Genomic DNA, 19,870 nt, shown 5'->3' on the forward strand with positions numbered 1-19,870 from the left:
AGTGCGTTTAGCTCTTTCGTAAGGCTGCCATAAAAGGCAAAAAATAAATTTAGCAAATCGTCACGCGCAGCGTTAGACAGTCCGGCCCGTCTTTCCCTATGATGCATTTTCAACATATGAGGAACATCTATGCAAATTAATGGAGATATCCAAAACATCAAACAGTATATCGTGAAGAGACTCGAGGCTCTTTATGGGCTTTCGGTGCCGATTGGCCAGCTCTCGACGCATGAGCTGAACTTTGAGATGCTCGAGGTCACGAGGCTTTTGGGCCGTGAAGTTGCGGTTTACCTGAATCGTCAGGGAAAGGTCCTGCAGGTGTCGGTCGGCGATACGGATACGGTGGATTTGCCGGAATTCAAGAGCCGGCGCTCTGAGGGGCGCCTTACGGGCATCCGCTGCATCCACACGCATCCGAGCGGCGACACGCGCCTCAGTGAGCCGGACCTTTCCTCGCTGCGCCGTCTGCGCTTTGACTGCATGGCGGCCATCGGCTTTCGCGATGATAAAGAGGATGAAATCGTAGGCTCGCTTGGCTTTTTTACAGGGGACTGCGCGGAGGACGGCACAGAAAAACTTGGACAGGTCGGACCTTTGCCGGAACGTGCCCTGCATGGCATCAATCTGACGTATCTCATCACGGTCGTCAACAAAAAGCTCGCTGCCCGCAGTACCAAAACGACAGGCGAGGAGGAAGAACGAGCATTTTTAGCCGGCCTTGACTGCGGCAAAACGCTCTGGCCCATCGAAGAATCCATGGCCGAGCTCGAACGCCTCGCGGATACGGCCGGTGCGGTCATTGTCGGCAAGTTCATCCAGCGCCGTGAAAAGCCCGATGCAGCTTTCTTCCTCGGCCGCGGCAAGGTCTCGGAGATTGGCATGGAAGTGCAGAACCGCGACGCAACGCTCCTAATTCTCGACGATGAACTCACGCCGTCGCAGCAGCACAATCTTGAGCAGATGCTCGGCATCAAGGTCATCGACCGCACGGCCCTGATTCTCGACATTTTTGCCCAGCGCGCCCATTCGCGTGAGGGCAAGCTGCAGGTCGAGCTCGCCCAGCTCCAGTACAATCTGCCGCGCCTCGGCGGGCAGGGACTCGTGCTCTCGCGCCTTGGCGGCGGCATCGGCACGCGCGGCCCCGGCGAGACAAAACTCGAAGTCGACCGACGCCGCATTTACGCGCGCATCCACGACCTCGAAGCCCAGATTGACTCCGTACAGAAAAACCGCCATCTGCACCGCCGCCGCCGCAAACTCTCCCGCATCCCGCTCGTCGCCCTTGTCGGCTACACGAACGCCGGCAAATCCACGCTTTTGAACAAGCTAACGGGCTCCGACGTCTTTGCCGAGGACAAGCTCTTTGCAACCCTCGACCCGACCACGCGCCACCTCGTACTGCCCGAGAAGCAGGAAATTCTGCTGACCGATACCGTCGGCTTCATCCAGAAACTCCCGCATACCCTCGTCAAAGCCTTTCGTGCCACCCTTGAGGAAGTGCAGGAAGCGGATCTGCTGCTGCATGTCGTCGACTGCAGCAACGAAAATTACGAGCAGCAGATTGAATCCGTTGTAGAGGTCCTCAAGGAACTCGATGCCGTCGACAAACCGACGCTTTACGTCTTCAACAAGTCCGACTGCCTGACTTCCAAAAATCAGCAGCTCGCCATGCTGCGCGGCCGCGAAGGCATCTGCGTTTCGGCAAAGACAGGGGAAAATCTTCTGGAGCTGCAGGAACTCATCGAACACTTCTTCAGCGAGCAACAGGTCAAGATGAACCTTCTGATTCCGTTTGCCGAAGGACGCATTTTGACCGAGCTTCATGAGCTCAATGCGGTCAGGGAGACCGAATACCGCGAGGATGGGACCTTCGTGAAAGTCAGCCTGCCGGCTTCGCAGAAGGAGAGGTTTGCCGTATACGAGGTGAAAGAGTCATAGTACGCGCTGTCGAGTTCGTGGAGACGAGGCGGGAACGGCGGGTGGCCTGACGCTGCGCGTGGCCGCTGGCTAAATTTATTTTTTGTCCTTCAATTCAGCCTTACGAAAGAGCTAAACGCACTTCGTTTGGACGGACGCTCTTTTGCAAGGATTTTCGTGGACAAAAAATAAATTCTTGACGCCAGCGGCCAAAGCTCCGCTTACAGGCCACCCGCCGTCCCCTTACAACACACGAACAAGGGGAGAGCGGAGCAATTCCCCGCACAGCTCTGCAGGTACTTCCTTCGAAGCAGCGAAAACGAATGCAACAGATTGGTCAAAAGTACCAAAGATGTTTCTTTCATTCAGCCTCGGCGGGATTCGCTGCGCTCTCCCTCATTTCACGCACTTTCATAAAAGCAGGAACGTGCAAGGGAGTGAGGGAAGGGCTGGGCAGAAGCGGAGCGTTCGGTGTGCGGCGTGAAGAACTTATTTTTTGCCAGCCAAAACCCTTGCAGAGGAGCGTCGTTCAAACGAAGTGTGTTTAGCTCCCTGCAAGGATGCGTTAAAAGACAAAAAATAAGTTTAGCCGCACACCGCCGCGGAGCTCTGCCCGGCCCTTCCCGCCTTCCCATCATCGACCGTTCCCAGTTTCATCGAACCCAACCCAACCCAATCCAATCTAATCTAATATATTGTGAGGTAATCATTTCATGTCCTTTTCGAAAAAAGTCATCGATCTCAAACGCGAGGTCCTCAAAGAATCCGAGCCGCTTTTTGCACATCTTGAGGATGTCGCCGAAGCCAATACGCTGAAAGTCCTCGACGCCATGCGCGAATGCCGCGTCTCAGACGCTCATTTCAACACGACGACGGGCTATGCCTATGACGATATCGGCCGCACGAAGCTCGAAGAACTCTACGCCAAGATTTTCGGTGCCGAACGCGCCCTCGTCCGCACGCAGTTCGTCTCCGGCACGCACGCTCTGGCCACGGTTCTTTTCGGCATCCTGCGCCCAGGCGATGAACTCGTCTCCCTTACGGGCAAGCCGTACGACACCATGCAGACCGTCATCGGCTACGACAACCCGAGCCCCGGCTCCTTAAAGGAATTCGGCGTGCTCTACAACGAGCTGCCCATGGTCGATGGCAAAGTCGATATGGAGCATATCAAAGATGTCATCACGGACAAGACGAAAATGGTCGAAATCCAGCGTTCGCGCGGCTACAGCATGCGCAATCCTCTCTCCATCGATGATATCCGCGCCATCACGAGCGAAGTGCACCGCATCAAGCCGGACTGCATCTGCTTTGTCGACAACTGCTACGGCGAATTCGTCGATTACGAGGAGCCGACGCAGGCCGGCGCCGACATCATGGCGGGCTCGCTTATCAAGAATCCGGGTGGCGGCCTTGCGCCGACCGGCGGCTACATCGTCGGCAAGGATAAACTCGTCGAACTCGCGTCCTACCGCCTGACGGCGCCGGGCATGGGCGATGAGCTCGGTGCGAGCCTCGCGAATAACCGCCTTCTCTTCCAGGGGCTCTTCCTCGCACCGCACGTTGTCATGCAGGCCATCAAAGGCGCGATTTTCGCTGCCGGCATGTTCGCAAAACTCGGCTACAAGACGCTGCCGCTGCCGACGGACGTGCGCGGAGATATCATTCAGGCCATCGAGCTCGGCAGTGATGACAAACTCATTGCTTTCTGCGGCGGCATTCAGAAATATTCGCCAGTCGACTCTTTCGCCGCGCCGGAGCCATGGGACATGCCGGGCTATGCCGACAAAATCATCATGGCAGCCGGCACATTCGTACAGGGTGCTTCCATCGAATTCAGCGCCGACGGTCCGCTGCGTGCACCCTACAACGTCTACCTGCAGGGTGGCCTGACGTTTGAACATGCCATGATTGGCATCATGGGCGCCGCTCAGGCCGTACTCGACGTCGACGAAAAATAACTATATAATATAAGCCTGTCATAACAGCAAAAGACTGCTCATCCAGAAAAGCTCAAACGGCGGACAAAGCCGTCAAGTCAATAAGCCCAAATGGAGAGCAGTCTTTTTTGTTTTTGAGGCAATATATTTCAGAGCCGGCGGTAAATCCCGATGACACGGCCAAGGATCACGCTGTCCACGGGACAGCGGCGCACCGTGATTCCGTCTCCGATTCTCGTGACCACAAGCTCGCCATCATCGGCAAATTCCTGCGGCGTGATGAAAAGCAGATCATCTTCCGAAATTCCTTCCTTTTCCATGCTGTCATCGGGCATGCTCATGGCAAACGTCTTTTTATGGGTGCCAAGCATCTCCTGCGGGAACGAAAACACGGCCCGGCTGTTCTGTTCGGAAAACAGCGCCGCCCCCTTATGACGCGGCGAAACCACCGGTACAGGTACATTCTGCCGCCAAGGACGCTCATCGAGAATATCGATGGCACGCGGCTTTGTCGGGTCGCGCTTGATCATGCCGTTTTCCTCAAGGCGCGTCAGATAGCCATGCACTGTCGAACTCGACTTCAGGCCAACGGCTTTGCCGATTTCCCGTACCGATGGAGGATATCCTTTCTCGAGCAGGAAAGCCTTGATGAATTGGAAAATCTCTTTTTGACGTTCGCTTGATTTTCTCGTCTTACGCATAATGCATCCCCCTCATATTCTTTTATTTATATTGTATTCTATCTTACTTCTTATTATATCATATGTATGTTCGCTTAGGAATGAAGTTTATGAAAATTGGCTGAAATCCTCTTAAGATTTTCTCATGTATATGAATCCAGCCGGGGATTTGACGAGTTCAGATGATAAAGTTATAATGCAGGGAGAGTCTCCTGCAAATGAGCACCGCATTTATACGTGCTAATAAAATAGGGGACAGATGGGGGATTGAAAAATTGAGATTCGGTAAAAAGTTTTATACCAGTCTGCTGAGCATGGTGCTGCTGCTTGTCTGGTCCGCGGTGGCCATGGCTGCGGCACCGGACATCACGGCTGATGCCGCGATTGTCATCGATGAGCGGACGGGGCAGGTCCTTTATGAGAAAAATGCGGACAAACGCGAATATCCGGCCAGCATGACAAAGATGATGACCTGCATCCTCGCCCTGGAAAAGGGCAGTCCGGACCAGATCATCACGGTCAGTGACAATGCTGCCAACGTCGAATGCACGCGCCTTTATCCGGGCTATGCCCTGCGCCTTGCCGACATCGAGCAGCAGATGATGATGATTTCCGACAACGGTGCGGCCACGGCCATCGGTGAAGCCATTGGCGGCAGTGAAGCAGGCTTTGCTGACATGATGAATGCCAAAGCTCAGGAAATCGGCGCAACAAACACGCATTTTGTCAATATGAACGGCATGCCGGACCCCGACCACTACTCGACGGCGCGTGACATGGCCAAGATTGCCGCTTATGGCATGAAGATGCCGGCGTTCCGCAAAATCGTGGGCACGAAGGAAAAACGACTCTATTATATCGCGCCGCAGGGGCACACAACTTACTGCGAAAACACGAACGAACTGCTTGACACATATGAAGGCTGCACGGGCATCAAGACGGGCTGGACCAGCGCCGCCCGTGGCTGCGTCAGTGCGGCAGCTTCGCGCGATGGACGCGAGCTCATCGCCGTGGTCATGCATTCCGATGACGATGAAACGCGCTTCAGTGAAGCAGCGGAGCTGTTGGATTATGGGTTTGCGCAGGAAGAGAATACAAACATAAAATAAGGCGGCAGTCGGACTAACTTTAACGTTCCGCGCAGCAGGCTGAAGCTTCACTTATAAAGTTAGTCCGACTGCCTTAGTTTCAGCAGGATCAGCAACAATGTGCATACACCTGCTATAATAGATGGAAGTTCGTGAGATATCAAAAAATGAGGAGGTTTTATGATGAATCCAATTAGCACTATCGATAAAGCTGTATATGAAAAGAAGCGCGATGAGGTGCTGCAGGCTGCAATTGCTTTTGATGCAGGCGATGCGAAACGCATCCAGCATCTCATCAAGGTTTACACGTATGCTGCCCTGATTGGCCGCGGGGAGCAGCTGCCGGAAGCCACGCAGCAGATGCTGGAACTTGCAGCGATTCTGCACGATATTGGCATTCACGCTGCCGAAGAAAAATACGGCAGTCCGGCTGGTATTTATCAGGAGAAGGAAGGGCCGGCACCGGCACGCGAACTGCTGCATAAGGTTTCCGGCATTCCGGAAGAAATGGTGGAGCGCATTGCGTACCTGATTGGCCATCATCATACATATAAAAACGTCGATGGTGCAGACTATCAGATTCTTTTGGAAGCCGATTTCCTTGTCAATGCTTATGAAGATAACCTCTCGGAAAAAGCACTGCTTTCCTTCCGCGAGAAGGTCTTCCGCACGCAGAGCGGCACGAAGCTGCTCAACACGATTTACGGCCTTAACTTACCGAGATGATACTGACAATACTACGGAAATGGAAATGATGGAATAAATGGAAGGAGGGGCAGGCATGATTCTGCAGGCACCTGTTACGAAGTACATCACGACAAACTGCTATATTTACGCGGACAATGACACGAAGCACGGTTTTCTCATCGACCCCGGAGCTCAGGCGAAGAAGCTCTTAGAACTCATTGAAGAAAAAGGGCTGACTATCGAAGCGATTCTGCTGACGCACGGCCATTTTGACCATATCGGCGCGGTAAGTGAGATTCAGGAACAGCTCAAAATTCCAGTTTACATGGGTGAGCAGGGCAGGCTCTATGCCGAGAATCCCGTCTGGAACCTCTCTGCGCAAACAGAGGAGCCCATCTTGCTGAAAGATGTCACGTACCTCAAAGACGGTTCGGTCATCCGTCTCAAGAATACGCCGTCTTTTCAGGTCAAGCTGATCAATCTTCCCGGTCATACAGCCGACGGTGTCATGTATTACGCCGAGGCCGATGGTGCGGCTTTTGTCGGCGATTCCATCTTTCAGGGCAGCTACGGCCGCACAGATTTATACGGCGGCGACGAGCAGGCACTTCTTGAAGGCATACGCACAAGGGTCCTGACGCTGCCCGACGATACACTGCTGCTGTCCGGCCATTCCGCGCCGACGACTGTGGCGGATGAAAAAGTCCGGCCATGGTATCAGGCTTGAACAGCAGCTGCCCTTCATAAAACCAGCATAGCAGGATAGATATATAATGATATAGATGTATAATGGAAAGGAACGATTTGCATGATTCAGGATATTGCCCCGAAAAAACTCGACAACCATTATAAACCGACGGCCGAGCCAAAAGATGACAGCGTCATCTTCTATTTCAAGGACCGCGACGTGCTCGTCCGCAGGGATGAAGGCAAGCTCTTCCCGACGTTTGCCCAGCTCGGCCGCCCGGAAGGCTGTGTCTATCTCTTTACCATCGGCAAGAAAGAATTTTTCCTGCTGCTCGGCGATACGGAGCCGCAGACTCCCGAAGGCTTCGATTTTGAGCCGATCCGGAGCATCCGCGAGAACAAAGAGGCCAAACTGCCGAGCTTCTACGCATTTTACACGGCGCTTCATCTGCGTGGCTGGTATCTGACCAACCGTTTCTGCGGTGTCTGCGGTCATGCGACGGTCCTCGATACAAAAGAACGCGCGCTGCGCTGCCCGAAATGCAACCATGTCATTTATCCGCGTATCAACCCGGCCATCATCGTCGGCGTCCTGCACAACGGCAGAATCCTTTTAACGCGCTATGCTGCCGGCCACAATGACACGACCGTCTACGCGCTGATTGCCGGCTTCACGGAAATCGGCGAAACCTTCGAAGAAACCGTAGCCCGCGAAGTCAAGGAAGAAGTCGGCCTCAAAGTCAAGAATATCCGCTACTACAAATCCCAGCCATGGGGCAGTGCCGCTGACATCCTCGCAGGCTTTTACTGCGACCTCGACGGTGACGATGCCATCGACATGGACAAAGACGAACTGAGCCGCGCATTCTGGGCCACACCGGAAGAAGTCATCCTGCAGCCGGACGACTGGAGCCTAACCAACGAAATGATGGCAAGATTCAAGAACGGCGAAAAATGCTGAAACAGCTGATACAGAGACGATAACAACAGTTCGATACATCACAGCAGCATATTTACAGATCCTGCAGCACATATCACGCAGGAGTATCATCAAATATGATATGTACTACTGTGCCATATAGAAGCACCATACAGAATATCTCATCAAATAACACAATACCTCATCAAATAACACAAAACTTATTCGGATGGGGTATTTTTATTGCTCAAATTACGTTACGGTAATATCGCGGCAGTATTGGTATTACTTGTATAATTCCTAAATTACCATGGTAATACCAATATTATTTGAGTAATACCTTGCTAAAGTTTCTTATCTGTTTTCTGCGAAATATTTACTTCCGATAATTTATACTTATCGGAAGTAATTTACTTAAAAAGACTTGAGAGGACTTTAGGCCGTTTTGAGATTTTGTGTATGAGCTGAGTTATTAGGAATATCAAGGCTTTGAGCGACTTTAGAAGTCGTATGAAGCTCTTGACTGCTAGAAAAATTTTGCGCCAAAAATGCGGCAAAGGCATCTCAAAGCTCTCCAATTTGAAATGGATTGCGGCAAAATTGCGGCAAGAAAAGCGGCAAAACTATTCGGAAGTAATACCATAAAAACATAATAAAAATAAGGCTTCGCGGTACATCATCTGTACGGAAAGCCTTATTTTTATGAGCAAACTAGCAGGCAAATCCTCGATTTGCCGCACAATGCCTTATTTTGCGTTCTTTTTAATATACATTCGGTACTGGCGGGAACCAGTTATCTTCTTCGTCTTCTTCGTTGTCGGATTCCAAGATGATGCCCCCAGTTGGTACCTCAGTCTTTTCTGGAGGCTCCCCTACGGCTCCCTCTGCGGTCTTCCCTTCCGATGTAGGGGCCGTAGTAGTGGTCGTCGCGTTCTTTCTCTTACCTAAGAACTCAAACTCATCGACACGGATTTCCATAACAAACTTTTTCTGGCCTTCTGGCGTATCCCAGGTGCGGCTCCGAATCGGACCACGCACACCGATACGGCTTCCTTTTTTGCAATACTTTGCCAAGCATTCAGCGGCCCCGTTCCAGGCTACGCAAGGGATGAAATCGGCCGTAACAGCAGGCTCTTTATCCAGATGGCGGCTGTAATGCCTCTGCGTTGCAAGGAAGAAATGAAGAACCTTTCGATTCTGCTTTGTCGTGCGGAGCACGGGGTCTGCTGTGAAACGACCAACTAATTCTGCCTGATTCATGAAAAACACTCCTTTGATTTAATTATGAAAAATGGCATAGCCCATTTGACTGGATATACGAGCGGATGAAGGCCAAAGGCGGTTCACCGTGAAAATAGAGATATTGACCAAGACTGGTATGATAAATCGCATTTCCTAGTTCATCTTGTATTAGGTTTTCTTTCGCGATAAACGCGAGAAATTCATCGTCCGTTTGAAATGGGAAATGCAGGCAATTATCTTCCGTACAATATACAGAGGACGTACAGAGAAATTCTTCCGTACCCTCACAAATAGCTACTTCCAATATATACGAACATAGTTCTAAGATTTCTTTTGGTTCAACAAAACGAATAAGTCGAAGAATTTCTTGTGCGTACCGCAATGAAACGGCACGGTCAATAAAACCAAGTTCTTGTACAGAGGAAGCGGATTCTGCCCGAATTAGAGAAAAGAGCTCTGCTTCAATGGAATCATTCAGTTCATCTATATTTTTAGGCGTATGAATAGGATGTAGATTCTTTAAGGATACAGGTTTTAATCTTCTAGCAGTCCAAGGCAATCGTATACACCTCTTTTGTATGTATATAATGAGTATACAATGCGATAAAAATAATACGAAATATGCTTCTGGTGCACATTATGTAATATTTAGTGTGCAAAGAATCATACTAGAATATTACGGAAAGCGCACACTATGCGCACGTTATGCGCATCATGATTTTTCCTGCGGGTTCGGATGCTTCTGCAGGTTTGGCAGGAATCCTTGAATGGCGTTGCTCGCTGTCTTATCGTAAAGGCCAATTTGCTGGGCAACGGCTTTGATTTCTTCTCTGGAATGACCCGTATCGAGCATTCTCTGCGTGGCATCTTTCCAGACCTTTGCCGGTGTATCGTTGGCTTCTTTTATCGTGCCATACGACTTGAAAACGTCATAGCATCGTTCCGCGTAATCGGAATCAATCTTGTCAAGAGCTCGTGGACTCGGTTCAAACAAAGGAGCGGTTTCCTGATAGACTTTTAGACTTTCGTCTAAGGTCGGAAGAGGACGGTCATAGATATCGGCATCGAAATTTTTATAAGGCGAGAAGTAAGTATTGCCGTAATGACTGTAGTTGTTTAAGGCCTCATATACCGCTTCCTTATTGGGGGTATCGTCGTCTTCGAGTCGTTTAGGAAGATATCTATCCAGGCCTTCTTCGGCAAAGGCTTTTCCTTCGATGCCATTTCCCGCACGAATCTGAAACGCGTCTTTTCCGGAAGAATCCCCATCCCAAGCTATCGTCATGCTCGCCTGTGGTTCCATTCCAGCATACCGAATCCCGCTTTGTACCATGTGTTTATAATTATCGTGGTCTTCGTGCAGATAGTCATCTAATCTGGAAAACACACCGATACCATGTAAGTTACGAACATGTTCAGCGGTGTCAAAGACATTATCCTTGTAGAAAAGCTTTGCTGAGATATGTTGTAACGTTTTCAGGGTCTTAATGACTTTATGCGGAATGACGAGTAAGACGTTTTCGTTCTTCATCGTCATGAGGTCCGGATTGTGGCTCGAATAAAAGGCAACCATGCTGTTTGGCAGGCCGTTTCTTGCTTTGGTGTACCGTTCATCTACTTTTCTAGCCTTTTCTTCACTGGTAGCAAGGCTTGTTAAAACTGGCTCTGCTTGCGAGACTGGCAAAATTACGTAATCTTTCATTTCATCAGCTGGTACAAGGCCATTACTGTGTATGTCAATTCCTTCTTTGGTGTAATCCTCTTTCCGGCAGACATAGATGTAAGGCGTTACCGTCTCATCCTGAATGGCTTTGATTTCCGGATGTTTCGCAAGATAAGCGTCTTCTTCTTTTTGAAGCGGCTCTAAAACTTTTTCCTGGAAGGCCGTTAAAGTGGGTTTTACATCCTCGCGTATGTCCTGAATATGCTCGTCATCGATTGGTTTATGGGATAACTGCAAAATGTTCTTAGCCTGCTTATCACTTTCCAAAATCTTATGGAGAATCCACAAGGCTTTTTTATCAAGCATCTGAGCAACCGAGGTAGCATTACAGAAGGTAAGGTCCCCCATTTTTGCGCCGATATTCTGGAAAAGATGCGTATCGCCTGGACTTAGTTTTGGCAGATTTTCGCCGTAAGATAAGGAGAAGGATACCTTTCCATCGCCCTGTGCCAGGACTTTATCGGTCCGGCCATGAGAGAAGCAAGCTTTGTCCAGATGATTGAGCTGGACAAGAAACTCATAGGCTTTTTCGCCGGTCAAATCGCATGGCTCTGGATAAGGATTGCCTTCAAAATCGACAAGTTCCTTATCACAGTATTCCAGATGGACCTTCAAGGTCTTGAAGAACTCGGATTCCGGTTGTTTCGTTTCTTTGGAAGCTTCTTCTGCTTTGGTATCTTTGGCCGGTTCTTCCTTCTCAGAAGCAGTTGCTTCTTTTGGTGCCGTCTCCGGTTCTTTCGGGGGAACCTTTTCTTCCGGTTTTTCTGCAGAGGGTTGCTTAGAAGGTTCCTCTTTGGGAGCTTTGGATGCATCCTCCTGTACGACCTGCTGTTCTTCTCCTGCTTCCGGTGCAGGTGCTTCGATTTGAGCTTCTTTCTGGGCCAGTAGGACCGGAAGGTTACGCTCTAGTTTGGAGGCCTGTGTTACGGCTGTAAAGAGGCTTCGAGGATTTGCGTCAAAGGCTAAGATTTCATCTTCGCTGTAGAGCGGATGCTTTGAAAAATCACTCGTTAAATTGTAGTCTTTCAAGACGAGCTGGGAAAAGGCCTTGGCTTCTAAGACGCTCAGACCCATTTCCTGTGCAACCTGATAGGCGGCATCTCGGATGCCTTCGCCGTTTTCCGGCGCGGCATCAAGGCCTAGAAAGGACGCGGCCGCTTGCAAGTGTTTCGGCTGGTCGCGCTCCGGTATAACATGGCGAAAGGTTTCAATACGCTTATGACGGCCAATCGTGTCGTCAATGTTATAGTACGGTACAAGGTCGGCTGAATACTCGCCCTGATTATCCCGCGTCCAATGTTCAAGATAAACCGGACGAGCACTTGGCTTTACAACAAGATGCAACGATACGGCTTCTTCCTGGCTGACAAAGTGCGGATTCTTGGCAGAATCCTCATGCAGATAAGCCGCAACGCGCAGATAGTTCGACCGGCTCATCATGCGCAGTTCGTCGCCGGTGCCATGGACAGGACGTGTATAAAAGCCACTTGGCTCTAAATTGCCGTACTGACGAAGATTCTTCGTCAGAATACGGGCAATCAGGTCGCGGTCATTTAAGACTTCATTTACTTTCATGGTGATGACGCTCCCCTTTCTGCTTGCGTGCGTTATGGCGCATGTAATCCCTACGCTCCCTGTGGATGCGGGCCTGAGCCTTATCCATCGCGGCCTGTTCTTCGAGGTCGAAGTCGTAGGTATCGGCCATAAGCTCGTCGAGCTCGGCTTGAGATAGCAAACTCATAAGGTTCCCCTCCTTGTTGTTTTCATAGTGCGATGTATCATCTTGACTTAGTGTAGCAGGAAAAGGCCAGCTGGCTTTCTTGTCTTTTTGTAGGACGAAAGTAAAAAAAGACGACAGGAAATAAATTCCCGCCGTCTAAAAGCAAAAGATGATTAACGAACTTCTTTTCCGCAGTTATCGCACGGACCTGGATGGTCCTGGCGATGGCCGCAGTTTGGGCATTCATACGTGCTGGCATGTACCATAGGAATCACCTTCTTTCTAAGTGTATGCAGTTTATACGCACAGTATCTTACGATTGTCGTATGAACTGCATACGTTATGCTATTGAAATAATACGGCAGTATTACTGCTGTATTATTTTTGTCGCATGAATTATTTTTTCAGGTCCGGCAGGCCGTTCTTATCCCAGACGGACTTGGCACCGCAACGCTCCGAGCAGTACCAGAAATAGCTTCCCTTTTTCTTCTTGCTTTCGGCGCGAAGGAGATAGCCTTTCTTGCATTCTGGGCACAGTACGATGACCGGCTTGTTATCCTTATCGGGGAAGTGCGCACCGCAGTTGTCGCGGTCCTCACAGGCCCAGAAGGTACCGAATTTGCCATGACGCTGATAGAGCTTTTTGCCGCATTTCGGGCAGGTTTCCGGTGGAACGCTTTTGGCTTTTTTCGCGTTCAAATCCGGCTTGCCATTTTTATCGGGGAAGGTCGTTTTACAATTCGGATAGCCGGAGCATCCCCAGAAGATACCTTTCGCACCTTTCCGGCGGCGAAGCGGTTTGCCGCAGTTCGGGCAAAGCGGCACATTGGCGTTCGGCTTGATGTTGAGGTTCTTGGCCTTGTCGATGAGCTCAATAATCCGGCTAATCTGGTGGTCGCGGAAGATGTCAAGGCTGAGGCTTCCATCGGCGACTTCATCGAGTTCGTTTTCCCAGCGGGCTGTGAGGTCCGGATACGTGATTTCATCCGGCAGAAGATGAATGGCCATCGCGCCACTTTCGGTTGGCACGAGCTTGCCTTTTTCAACCTTTACGCTTCCGTCTTTCGTGATTTCATCGATGATTCCGGCCCTTGTCGCTTCAGTGCCGATGCCCTTGCAGGATTTGAGCTTTGTGACGAGTTCTTTATCCTGCACGTACTTGTAGATTTCCTTCATGGCCTGCAGGAGCGACGAGGTGGTAAAGCGTTTTGGTGGCGTTGTGACCTTTTCCTGTACGCTTCCTTCCTGGTACGTTACCGTGTCGCCTTCGACGACGGTTGGAAGCGAGGACTCGTCTTCCTCTTCCTTGTCGCTTTTATCCTTCTGGTAGATGGCTTTCCAGCCAAGGTCCGTAACGGTCTTGCCATTGGCGACGAAAGTTTCATCCGCACAGGTCACGATAATCTTTGTCGCAAGGTACGTATGGAGCGGGAAAAACTGGGCAAGGTACGCTTTGGAAACGAGCAGGTACATGCGCTGTTCAGCTTCACTCAGGCTGTTAAAGGACAGCTTTTCCGTCGTTGGAATCAGCGCGTGATGCGCACTGATTTTCTTATCGTTCCAGCAACGGCTCTTGATGCTGGTATCGGCTTTCTCTAGAAGTGTCTGGAAGTCCTTATCCGGAATGTTTTTGAGGTTATTTAAGACCTGCTTGGCATCGGCGTACTGGTTTTCCGGCAGGTATTCGCAGTCCGAGCGTGGATACGTTGTGAGCTTCTTTTCATAAAGGCTCTGCATGGTATCTAGGACCTGCTTTGGCGAATAGCCGTATTTCCGGCCTGCTTCGACCTGCAACGTGGACAGACTGTAAGGAAGACGTTGGTTTTCCTGTTTCTTTTTCTGTTCAACGGAAGCAATCTGCGCACCATCGCTGTGATTGGCGGCGGCTTCCATCTTCTCTAAAAGGCCTTCGGCTACTTCCTTTTTCAGGAGTCTGCCTTCGCTGTCGAGGCCTTCCTGGTCCTCTTTGATTTTCCAGAGGGTCGGAATTGCGCCGTTTTCGTGCTTCCAGATGACTTTGGCGATGTAGTGCGTCGTCGGCTTGAAGTTCTTAAGTTCATCTTCCCGGCGCACGATAAGTGCGAGCGTTGGGGTCTTGACGCGTCCTACGTGGACGGTACCGTCATAGCCAGCGGCCTGCCGTTTCATACTGTAGGCACGCGTGAGGTTCATGCCGACGAGCCAGTCAGCCTGCCTTCTTGCTTCGGCACTATCCCGGAGGCCTTCAAAATCGCGGTTATCCCGCAGGTCGTTTAAGGCTTCTTTGACACTTTTGGAATCCAGGGCATTCAGCAAAATACGCTGAACGGGCTTCTTATTGCCAAGGAAGGTCAGGACTTCATCGACAAGGAGCTGGCCTTCCCTGTCCGGGTCGCCTGCGTTGACGATGGTATCGGCTTTCTTTACGAGGTCCTTGATGATGTTGAACTGCTTTTTGGCATCCGACCTTACGCGAAGCTTCCAGGTATTCGGGATAATCGGCAGGGTATCGAACCGCCATTTCTTATAGCTTTCGTCATAATCCTCTGGATTGTAGTCATCCATGATATGACCGAAACACCAGGTCACAACATCCTGCCCCTGGTTGAGTACAATACAGCCATCCTTCTTCTGCTGTTTGCCGAGGTTCTCGGCAATCGCACGAGCCAGGCTTGGCTTTTCTGCAATAAACAAGCGCATGAAAAATCCTCCTTTTTCTGCTATCGATACCTATAGGATAACAGGTTTATAGGAGGTCGTTTTCTTATCTTTTGTCGATTTTGCGCATAAAAAAGACCTTCCGAAACGGAAGGTCTTTTTGAGAGATGCATCAACCGTGAACAGTGGATTGATGCCAAAAACGTATGTGAAAGGAACCCATACGTCAAAAGGGATGAAAGTTTGAGCTACGTTTCATCATCCTGTAGGATTATTATACCATATTTACAAGCAAAATGACAGTAAGAAAACAAAAAACGTGTTAGAACGTGATGCATAGCATCTTCTAACACGTTTTCCGCAGTTCAGTTATCTTCGTTGGTTTGAAAAGAAGGTAGCCAATGATGATTTTGGCCTTCTATAGAATAGCATAGTTTGTCTAGTTTTGCAATCGGCCTGTCCATAATGGACCGGTTATTTTGCATGGACAAACACTGGTGGTTCTTTGCCCCATTCCTGGTAATGGCTTTCGTCTGGGTCCATCGGAGTATCGGGGTCCATCAGGTTATTTAGGATGGCAAGGTTGTCACTCTCGTCGCCTGGCTCCACCTGATATTTACAGAATCTATCTGGGAGCATGTTGAGGGCATTACAGATATCGCCGAGCAGGAAACGGTCGCGTGTCGGACCGCCTGCGAGGAACTTATCGATACGGTCCTGAGATTTATAGGTATAGAACCGCAACGTCTCCCGCGTCACGTTGGCTTCTTTCATGCAGTCCGCAAGCTTCTTGGCATCAATATAGTACATCATAATCCTTTTTGTCCTTTCCGTTTGTTCTGATTAACGCGGTACTCGTTGCAAATTTTCTCGAAATTGTCGCAGACGTTTAAAATAACATTTTGAAGCGGTTTTTCCATGGAAGAATTTTGGATGCGTTTCCGGAAGAAATGCATGTTTTCCGTGCGACGCTCGCCGACCCATTTTTCACAGATGATTCGATTCCCGTTGATATCGCAGGCAATCGGTACGGTTTCATCTCCAAGGGAAATAGCCGTTTGAATTAGTGGAAATGGTGGCTCCCCTCTCACAAATTGACAATCTTCGATGTTACAGGAGTAAAAATCCGAATCCTTATCAAAGGTGCATTCGGTAAATTTTGCTCCATGAAACGTCGCTTCCATAAAATCGGTTTGTTTGATGGCATCATTCTGGAAAATCACATTATTGAAGTTTGCGCTATAGGCAATCATGTGCGTAATCTTATTATCCAGGAAGTTATTTTCGTTGCCAATCGCAGAAAATCCAGTAAAGTTAACATGGTGCATATCATTCCGGTTGAACCGGAGCTGGATACCAAAGGCCTGACGAAAATAAGTGTCCGTCATTTTCTCGTTATAGTTGAAATAGACATTTCGATGTTCACTCTTGGAAAAGTCTGCTTGATTTAAGTTACAGCCTTGAAAATCTACATTAAAGAATTTCGTGCCGATAAATTTTGCATTCGTAAGCGTACAGTTCGCAAAGATTAGGTCTTCGAGCTTGGCATTGGAAAAGTCTGCTCCGGTGAAATTGACATCATTGATGTAATTTCGACGGGATACTTTTTGAAAATGATGGATGTTACGTTCTCGAAAATCCCGATAAGATAAGTCGGCTTGCTGTCCTTTTAGATGGCCGCTTTGTTGCCACAAAACGTGTTGCTGTAAAATATAGTAAAGCTCTTCTGAGCCGATTGGCCGAACTTCTGGCATAGACAGGCCTCCTTTTTATGATACAACAAAAGGCCTTAAAAAAGGCCTCTTATTGTGTATGTAACGTATCTAATAGAAAGAAAGGTTTTTTATGGGCATTCTATTGGAGGGCTTCCCCACAGAACACCATGATGGCCGGAGATTTCTCTCCGGCGCAAGTGAGAAAATTTAGGTGCAATCCCATGGCATATAGAATAGATGAATGATACTGGAATGGTGAAATAGTATGCATTCATTTACTCACGGAAGAAATATAGAAAAAAATGGCGACAGCAGTTGGATTCGAACCAACGAATGCAGGATTCAAAGTCCTGTGCCTTACCACTTGGCTATGCTGTTATGATGCAGGCATTTGTATTCGTTCGATGCGTTTTTCTCGCCGGAGAAAAAGAGAAGCACCTGGAATAGGGAGGCCCTGCCTGATAGGCTCGCCAGTCTTCCCTGACGATGGAATCAATGAAAAAGTTTGCTTTGCATTTTGTTATGTAGTATATAGTTTTCTTTCACTGACAAATTTATTATATCATGTAGAAAGGTGAAAAGTTTCTTATCTTTTTGCAAAAAGGAAGGAAAAAAACAGCCTGTCCACAATGGACAGGCTAAAGCTAAGAGAGTTAAAGAAAAACAAACACCGAGGTATGAGATACAAATACGACAGCAGTTGGATTCGAACCAACGGATGCAGGATTCAAAGTCCCGTGCCTTACCACTTGGCTATGCTGTCATGAGGTCCAGACATTTGTACAGGAAATGCTAACCGATACGTAGGCCCTGTCTGGTGGGGCTCGCCAGTCTCCCCTGACGATGAGGAAATATGATAAGTGTAACAAAACGGCAACGCCGCATTACTCTTATAGGATAGCATAAAACAAAGAAAAAAGTTTCTTGTCTTTTTGCAAAAAAAATAACCTGTCCATTGTGGACAGGCTCTTACAGGAGGTAAATAATGATGTCATCAAGATATCCTAGCGGTAACAACCGGAGTTCAACCGGTATACAGGAATAGAACGACGAAGATGCCCTGTGTCTTATCAATTAAACGATGTCACCATGCTACCCGCGAATTGAGCAGGTATTCGCGGGCCATTAGAAAGGAGTCCTTTGAATGAAGGAAATGAGTTGTCTGATGAAGCAAATATCATCTTTCAAAGGATAAGTTTAGTATACCATAGAGAAAGGAGAATGGTTTCTTGTCTTTTTGCAAGTTTGAAGTAGAAACACAGCCTGTCCATTGTGGACAGGCTGTATAAACTATCTATTTCGTAGTTGACGAAGGCTTTTCTTGACTTAAAGAAGCTTCTTCTTCAAGTGCCCGCATCAAGATGTTCTTGGCGGCATTGATATCACGGTCATGATGTTTGCCGCAGTTTGGGCAGGTCCATTTCCGAACCGATAAGTTTTCCATCTTTGTATTCTGATAGCCGCAAACGGAACAAATCTGGCTGGATGGATATGAAGCATCTATTTTATGGATTAGTACGGCTGATAGTAGCGTTTTTGATTTTGCCTTCAAATTCCCTATCCTGCTTGATTTTGACAAAGCCGATTTTGGGTAAGCGTACCTTGTTTCCTTCAATGCGGATGCCGTTACCCGTACCGCGAGTACGATAAGATTGACAATGGTTGTATTTGGATTTAAAACGCGGATATCCGGTATGCCTTTTGAAGAAGAATACAAAAAGGCGGAAGCGCAGAGACCGAAAATAAGCTACTTGGGGATTTTAAAGTAATGTAAAGCAAAAGGCGCACTAGTAATGCGACCATACGTGGAATCTGTTGCAGGAAAAGGCTTCTAAAAACCGCGAAATTTTTTGGTAAAATTACATGGTATGAATCATTCCGATATAGAAATAGCCTGCTTTAATAGCAGGCTATTTCTATATCGTGTTTTGCTCAAGGAGATGAAGAAAACAGGCAGTATGCGGAATCGAACCGCTCAATAAGAAAGAACTTGGGGAATCCATCTTATACTGACCACAGTTTACTGCCATGAAGCAAGCATTTATATTTGGTGAAATGGACATTGGAAATTACCATTGGTATCTTAATCCAAATACGGAGGCCCTGCTTGCGGGGCTCGCCAGTCTCCCCTGACGATGAAATTGAGGGGAAAAAGACGTAAGTCATCTGTTTTTTTTGATACATCCCCATCAATACGTTTATTATATCATATAGAAAGACAAAAAGTTTCTTGTCTTTTTGCAAATTAGAAGGATAAGAAGGGCCTGTCCACAATGGACAGGTTCTTCTTCTTATTTTGTTTCAATTTTTTTGATGCAAATTTTTGGGGCTTTTCTACTTCCCTATTTTGCTTTCAATCGTGTTTTATTATCTAATTTATGATTGACAATAATTAAACAAAAGTCGTATAATATGGATAGAAAAAGAAAAGGAGAAATTGCGCTATGAAGGTAACGAAAGACATGCATTTTCAAGGCTATTCGTATCATGCCTGTGAGCAGTTATATGAGGATAGGTATTTGATTCTCACGATGCCGGATGACAATGACACGCATGAGCGTATATGTGTCGTAAAGGCCGTAAAGATTGGTGATGAACTTATACAGAATGGCGATACATATCAGGCCCCTATTTACCATGTTGGTTGGAAACTTCCGGATACCGATAGCTTTGATTACAGCGACCCGACAAGGGACCCCATTATTGATTATTGGGGTGAAAATATCGCGTTTCCAGACGAGCTGGAAAAGACAGTAGAATTTGCAATCCTAGAAAGGAAGGATAGATGATGCCGGGAAGAGGAAACCTTGGCTGGAGCACGGCAGGACGGGCTGGCCGTCCTGCTACCGGTGAGCGCAGACAACACCAGGTCCGTGCTTTTGATGACGAGTGGGAACTTGTAAAGCGATTCGTTC

General features: G+C 48.5%; 16 protein-coding genes and 1 tRNA gene. 7 read left to right on the forward strand and 10 right to left on the reverse strand.

What is annotated here, in order from left to right:
* Nucleotides 1-129 precede the first annotated feature (129 nt).
* Nucleotides 130-1,938 carry a GTPase HflX gene (gene hflX / locus ACI4OH_RS05075; protein ID WP_439784293.1) on the forward strand — a complete coding sequence of 603 codons (1,809 nt, stop codon included), beginning with the start codon at nucleotides 130-132 and terminating at the stop codon, nucleotides 1,936-1,938.
* Between the two features lie 692 nt (nucleotides 1,939-2,630).
* Nucleotides 2,631-3,878, forward strand: coding sequence for a methionine gamma-lyase family protein (locus ACI4OH_RS05080; protein ID WP_432646672.1), 1,248 nt, complete (start codon nucleotides 2,631-2,633; stop codon nucleotides 3,876-3,878).
* 128 nt (nucleotides 3,879-4,006) lie between these two features.
* Here the strand turns inward: ACI4OH_RS05080 and lexA are convergent, their stop codons facing one another.
* Complete coding sequence (gene lexA, locus ACI4OH_RS05085) at nucleotides 4,007-4,558, reverse strand: transcriptional repressor LexA (protein WP_432646671.1); 552 nt, start codon at nucleotides 4,556-4,558, stop codon at nucleotides 4,007-4,009.
* A 254-nt stretch (nucleotides 4,559-4,812) separates the two neighbouring features.
* Here lexA and ACI4OH_RS05090 point away from each other — a divergent pair, with 254 nt between their 5' ends.
* From ACI4OH_RS05090 to nudC, 4 genes are all read left to right on the forward strand, one after another.
* Nucleotides 4,813-5,646, forward strand: a complete 834-nt coding sequence (locus tag ACI4OH_RS05090; protein ID WP_432646670.1) for a D-alanyl-D-alanine carboxypeptidase family protein — start codon at nucleotides 4,813-4,815, stop codon at nucleotides 5,644-5,646.
* 159 nt (nucleotides 5,647-5,805) lie between these two features.
* Nucleotides 5,806-6,351, forward strand: a complete 546-nt coding sequence (locus tag ACI4OH_RS05095; protein WP_435721056.1) for an HD domain-containing protein — start codon at nucleotides 5,806-5,808, stop codon at nucleotides 6,349-6,351.
* 55 nt (nucleotides 6,352-6,406) lie between these two features.
* On the forward strand, nucleotides 6,407-7,039 hold the full coding sequence (locus tag ACI4OH_RS05100; protein WP_432646668.1) for an MBL fold metallo-hydrolase: 633 nt from the start codon (nucleotides 6,407-6,409) through the stop codon (nucleotides 7,037-7,039).
* A gap of 81 nt (nucleotides 7,040-7,120) precedes the next feature.
* Nucleotides 7,121-7,960 carry an NAD(+) diphosphatase gene (gene nudC / locus ACI4OH_RS05105; RefSeq protein WP_432646667.1) on the forward strand — a complete coding sequence of 280 codons (840 nt, stop codon included), beginning with the start codon at nucleotides 7,121-7,123 and terminating at the stop codon, nucleotides 7,958-7,960.
* Nucleotides 7,961-8,680: 720 nt separating this feature from the next.
* Here nudC and ACI4OH_RS05110 read toward each other — a convergent pair.
* From ACI4OH_RS05110 to ACI4OH_RS05150, 9 genes are all read right to left on the reverse strand, one after another.
* A complete protein-coding gene (locus tag ACI4OH_RS05110) occupies nucleotides 8,681-9,178 on the reverse strand; it encodes a single-stranded DNA-binding protein (RefSeq protein WP_439784294.1) in 498 nt (165 codons plus the stop codon).
* A 22-nt stretch (nucleotides 9,179-9,200) separates the two neighbouring features.
* Entirely contained in the window at nucleotides 9,201-9,719 is a 519-nt protein-coding gene (locus ACI4OH_RS05115; protein WP_439784295.1) for a hypothetical protein, read from the reverse strand.
* A 153-nt stretch (nucleotides 9,720-9,872) separates the two neighbouring features.
* Complete coding sequence (locus ACI4OH_RS05120) at nucleotides 9,873-12,458, reverse strand: hypothetical protein (RefSeq protein WP_439784296.1); 2,586 nt, start codon at nucleotides 12,456-12,458, stop codon at nucleotides 9,873-9,875.
* Nucleotides 12,445-12,624 carry a hypothetical protein gene (locus ACI4OH_RS05125; RefSeq protein ID WP_439784297.1) on the reverse strand — a complete coding sequence of 60 codons (180 nt, stop codon included), beginning with the start codon at nucleotides 12,622-12,624 and terminating at the stop codon, nucleotides 12,445-12,447. The genes ACI4OH_RS05120 and ACI4OH_RS05125 overlap by 14 nt, the downstream gene beginning before the upstream one ends.
* Before the next feature lie 375 nt (nucleotides 12,625-12,999).
* Nucleotides 13,000-15,282 carry a DNA topoisomerase 3 gene (locus tag ACI4OH_RS05130; protein ID WP_439784298.1) on the reverse strand — a complete coding sequence of 761 codons (2,283 nt, stop codon included), beginning with the start codon at nucleotides 15,280-15,282 and terminating at the stop codon, nucleotides 13,000-13,002.
* Between the two features lie 432 nt (nucleotides 15,283-15,714).
* The gene (locus ACI4OH_RS05135; protein ID WP_439784299.1) at nucleotides 15,715-16,053 is read right to left on the reverse strand and encodes a hypothetical protein; all 339 of its coding nucleotides are present in this window, start codon (nucleotides 16,051-16,053) and stop codon (nucleotides 15,715-15,717) included.
* Complete coding sequence (locus ACI4OH_RS05140) at nucleotides 16,050-16,994, reverse strand: pentapeptide repeat-containing protein (RefSeq protein WP_439784300.1); 945 nt, start codon at nucleotides 16,992-16,994, stop codon at nucleotides 16,050-16,052. Before ACI4OH_RS05140 ends, ACI4OH_RS05135 begins: the two co-directional genes overlap by 4 nt.
* Nucleotides 16,995-17,646: 652 nt before the next feature.
* A tRNA-Gln gene (locus ACI4OH_RS05145) sits at nucleotides 17,647-17,718 on the reverse strand.
* Between the two features lie 531 nt (nucleotides 17,719-18,249).
* Nucleotides 18,250-18,672 carry a zinc ribbon domain-containing protein gene (locus tag ACI4OH_RS05150; protein WP_439784301.1) on the reverse strand — a complete coding sequence of 141 codons (423 nt, stop codon included), beginning with the start codon at nucleotides 18,670-18,672 and terminating at the stop codon, nucleotides 18,250-18,252.
* A 727-nt stretch (nucleotides 18,673-19,399) separates the two neighbouring features.
* On the opposite strand from ACI4OH_RS05150, the gene ACI4OH_RS05155 reads away from it, so the two are divergent.
* The gene (locus ACI4OH_RS05155) at nucleotides 19,400-19,744 is read left to right on the forward strand and encodes a hypothetical protein (RefSeq protein WP_439784302.1); all 345 of its coding nucleotides are present in this window, start codon (nucleotides 19,400-19,402) and stop codon (nucleotides 19,742-19,744) included.
* The last annotated feature ends 126 nt before the right edge of the window (nucleotides 19,745-19,870 follow it).

Origin of the sequence: Mitsuokella apri, assembly GCF_051886055.1 — a bacterium.
Lineage (GTDB): Bacteria > Bacillota > Negativicutes > Selenomonadales > Selenomonadaceae > Mitsuokella.

What these genes read in the sequence shown, in the direction of transcription:
- ACI4OH_RS05120 (WP_439784296.1), bottom strand. Translation starts at nt 12,458, where the DNA reads ATGAAAGTAAATGAAGTCTTAAATGACCGCGACCTGATTGCCCGTATT.
- ACI4OH_RS05135 (WP_439784299.1), bottom strand. Translation starts at nt 16,053, where the DNA reads ATGATGTACTATATTGATGCCAAGAAGCTTGCGGACTGCATGAAAGAA.
- ACI4OH_RS05155 (WP_439784302.1), top strand. Translation starts at nt 19,400, where the DNA reads ATGAAGGTAACGAAAGACATGCATTTTCAAGGCTATTCGTATCATGCC.
- ACI4OH_RS05140 (WP_439784300.1), bottom strand. Translation starts at nt 16,994, where the DNA reads ATGCCAGAAGTTCGGCCAATCGGCTCAGAAGAGCTTTACTATATTTTA.
- ACI4OH_RS05100 (WP_432646668.1), top strand. Translation starts at nt 6,407, where the DNA reads ATGATTCTGCAGGCACCTGTTACGAAGTACATCACGACAAACTGCTAT.
- lexA (WP_432646671.1), bottom strand. Translation starts at nt 4,558, where the DNA reads ATGCGTAAGACGAGAAAATCAAGCGAACGTCAAAAAGAGATTTTCCAA.
- ACI4OH_RS05125 (WP_439784297.1), bottom strand. Translation starts at nt 12,624, where the DNA reads ATGAGTTTGCTATCTCAAGCCGAGCTCGACGAGCTTATGGCCGATACC.
- ACI4OH_RS05130 (WP_439784298.1), bottom strand. Translation starts at nt 15,282, where the DNA reads ATGCGCTTGTTTATTGCAGAAAAGCCAAGCCTGGCTCGTGCGATTGCC.
- ACI4OH_RS05110 (WP_439784294.1), bottom strand. Translation starts at nt 9,178, where the DNA reads ATGAATCAGGCAGAATTAGTTGGTCGTTTCACAGCAGACCCCGTGCTC.
- ACI4OH_RS05095 (WP_435721056.1), top strand. Translation starts at nt 5,806, where the DNA reads ATGATGAATCCAATTAGCACTATCGATAAAGCTGTATATGAAAAGAAG.
- ACI4OH_RS05080 (WP_432646672.1), top strand. Translation starts at nt 2,631, where the DNA reads ATGTCCTTTTCGAAAAAAGTCATCGATCTCAAACGCGAGGTCCTCAAA.
- nudC (WP_432646667.1), top strand. Translation starts at nt 7,121, where the DNA reads ATGATTCAGGATATTGCCCCGAAAAAACTCGACAACCATTATAAACCG.
- hflX (WP_439784293.1), top strand. Translation starts at nt 130, where the DNA reads ATGCAAATTAATGGAGATATCCAAAACATCAAACAGTATATCGTGAAG.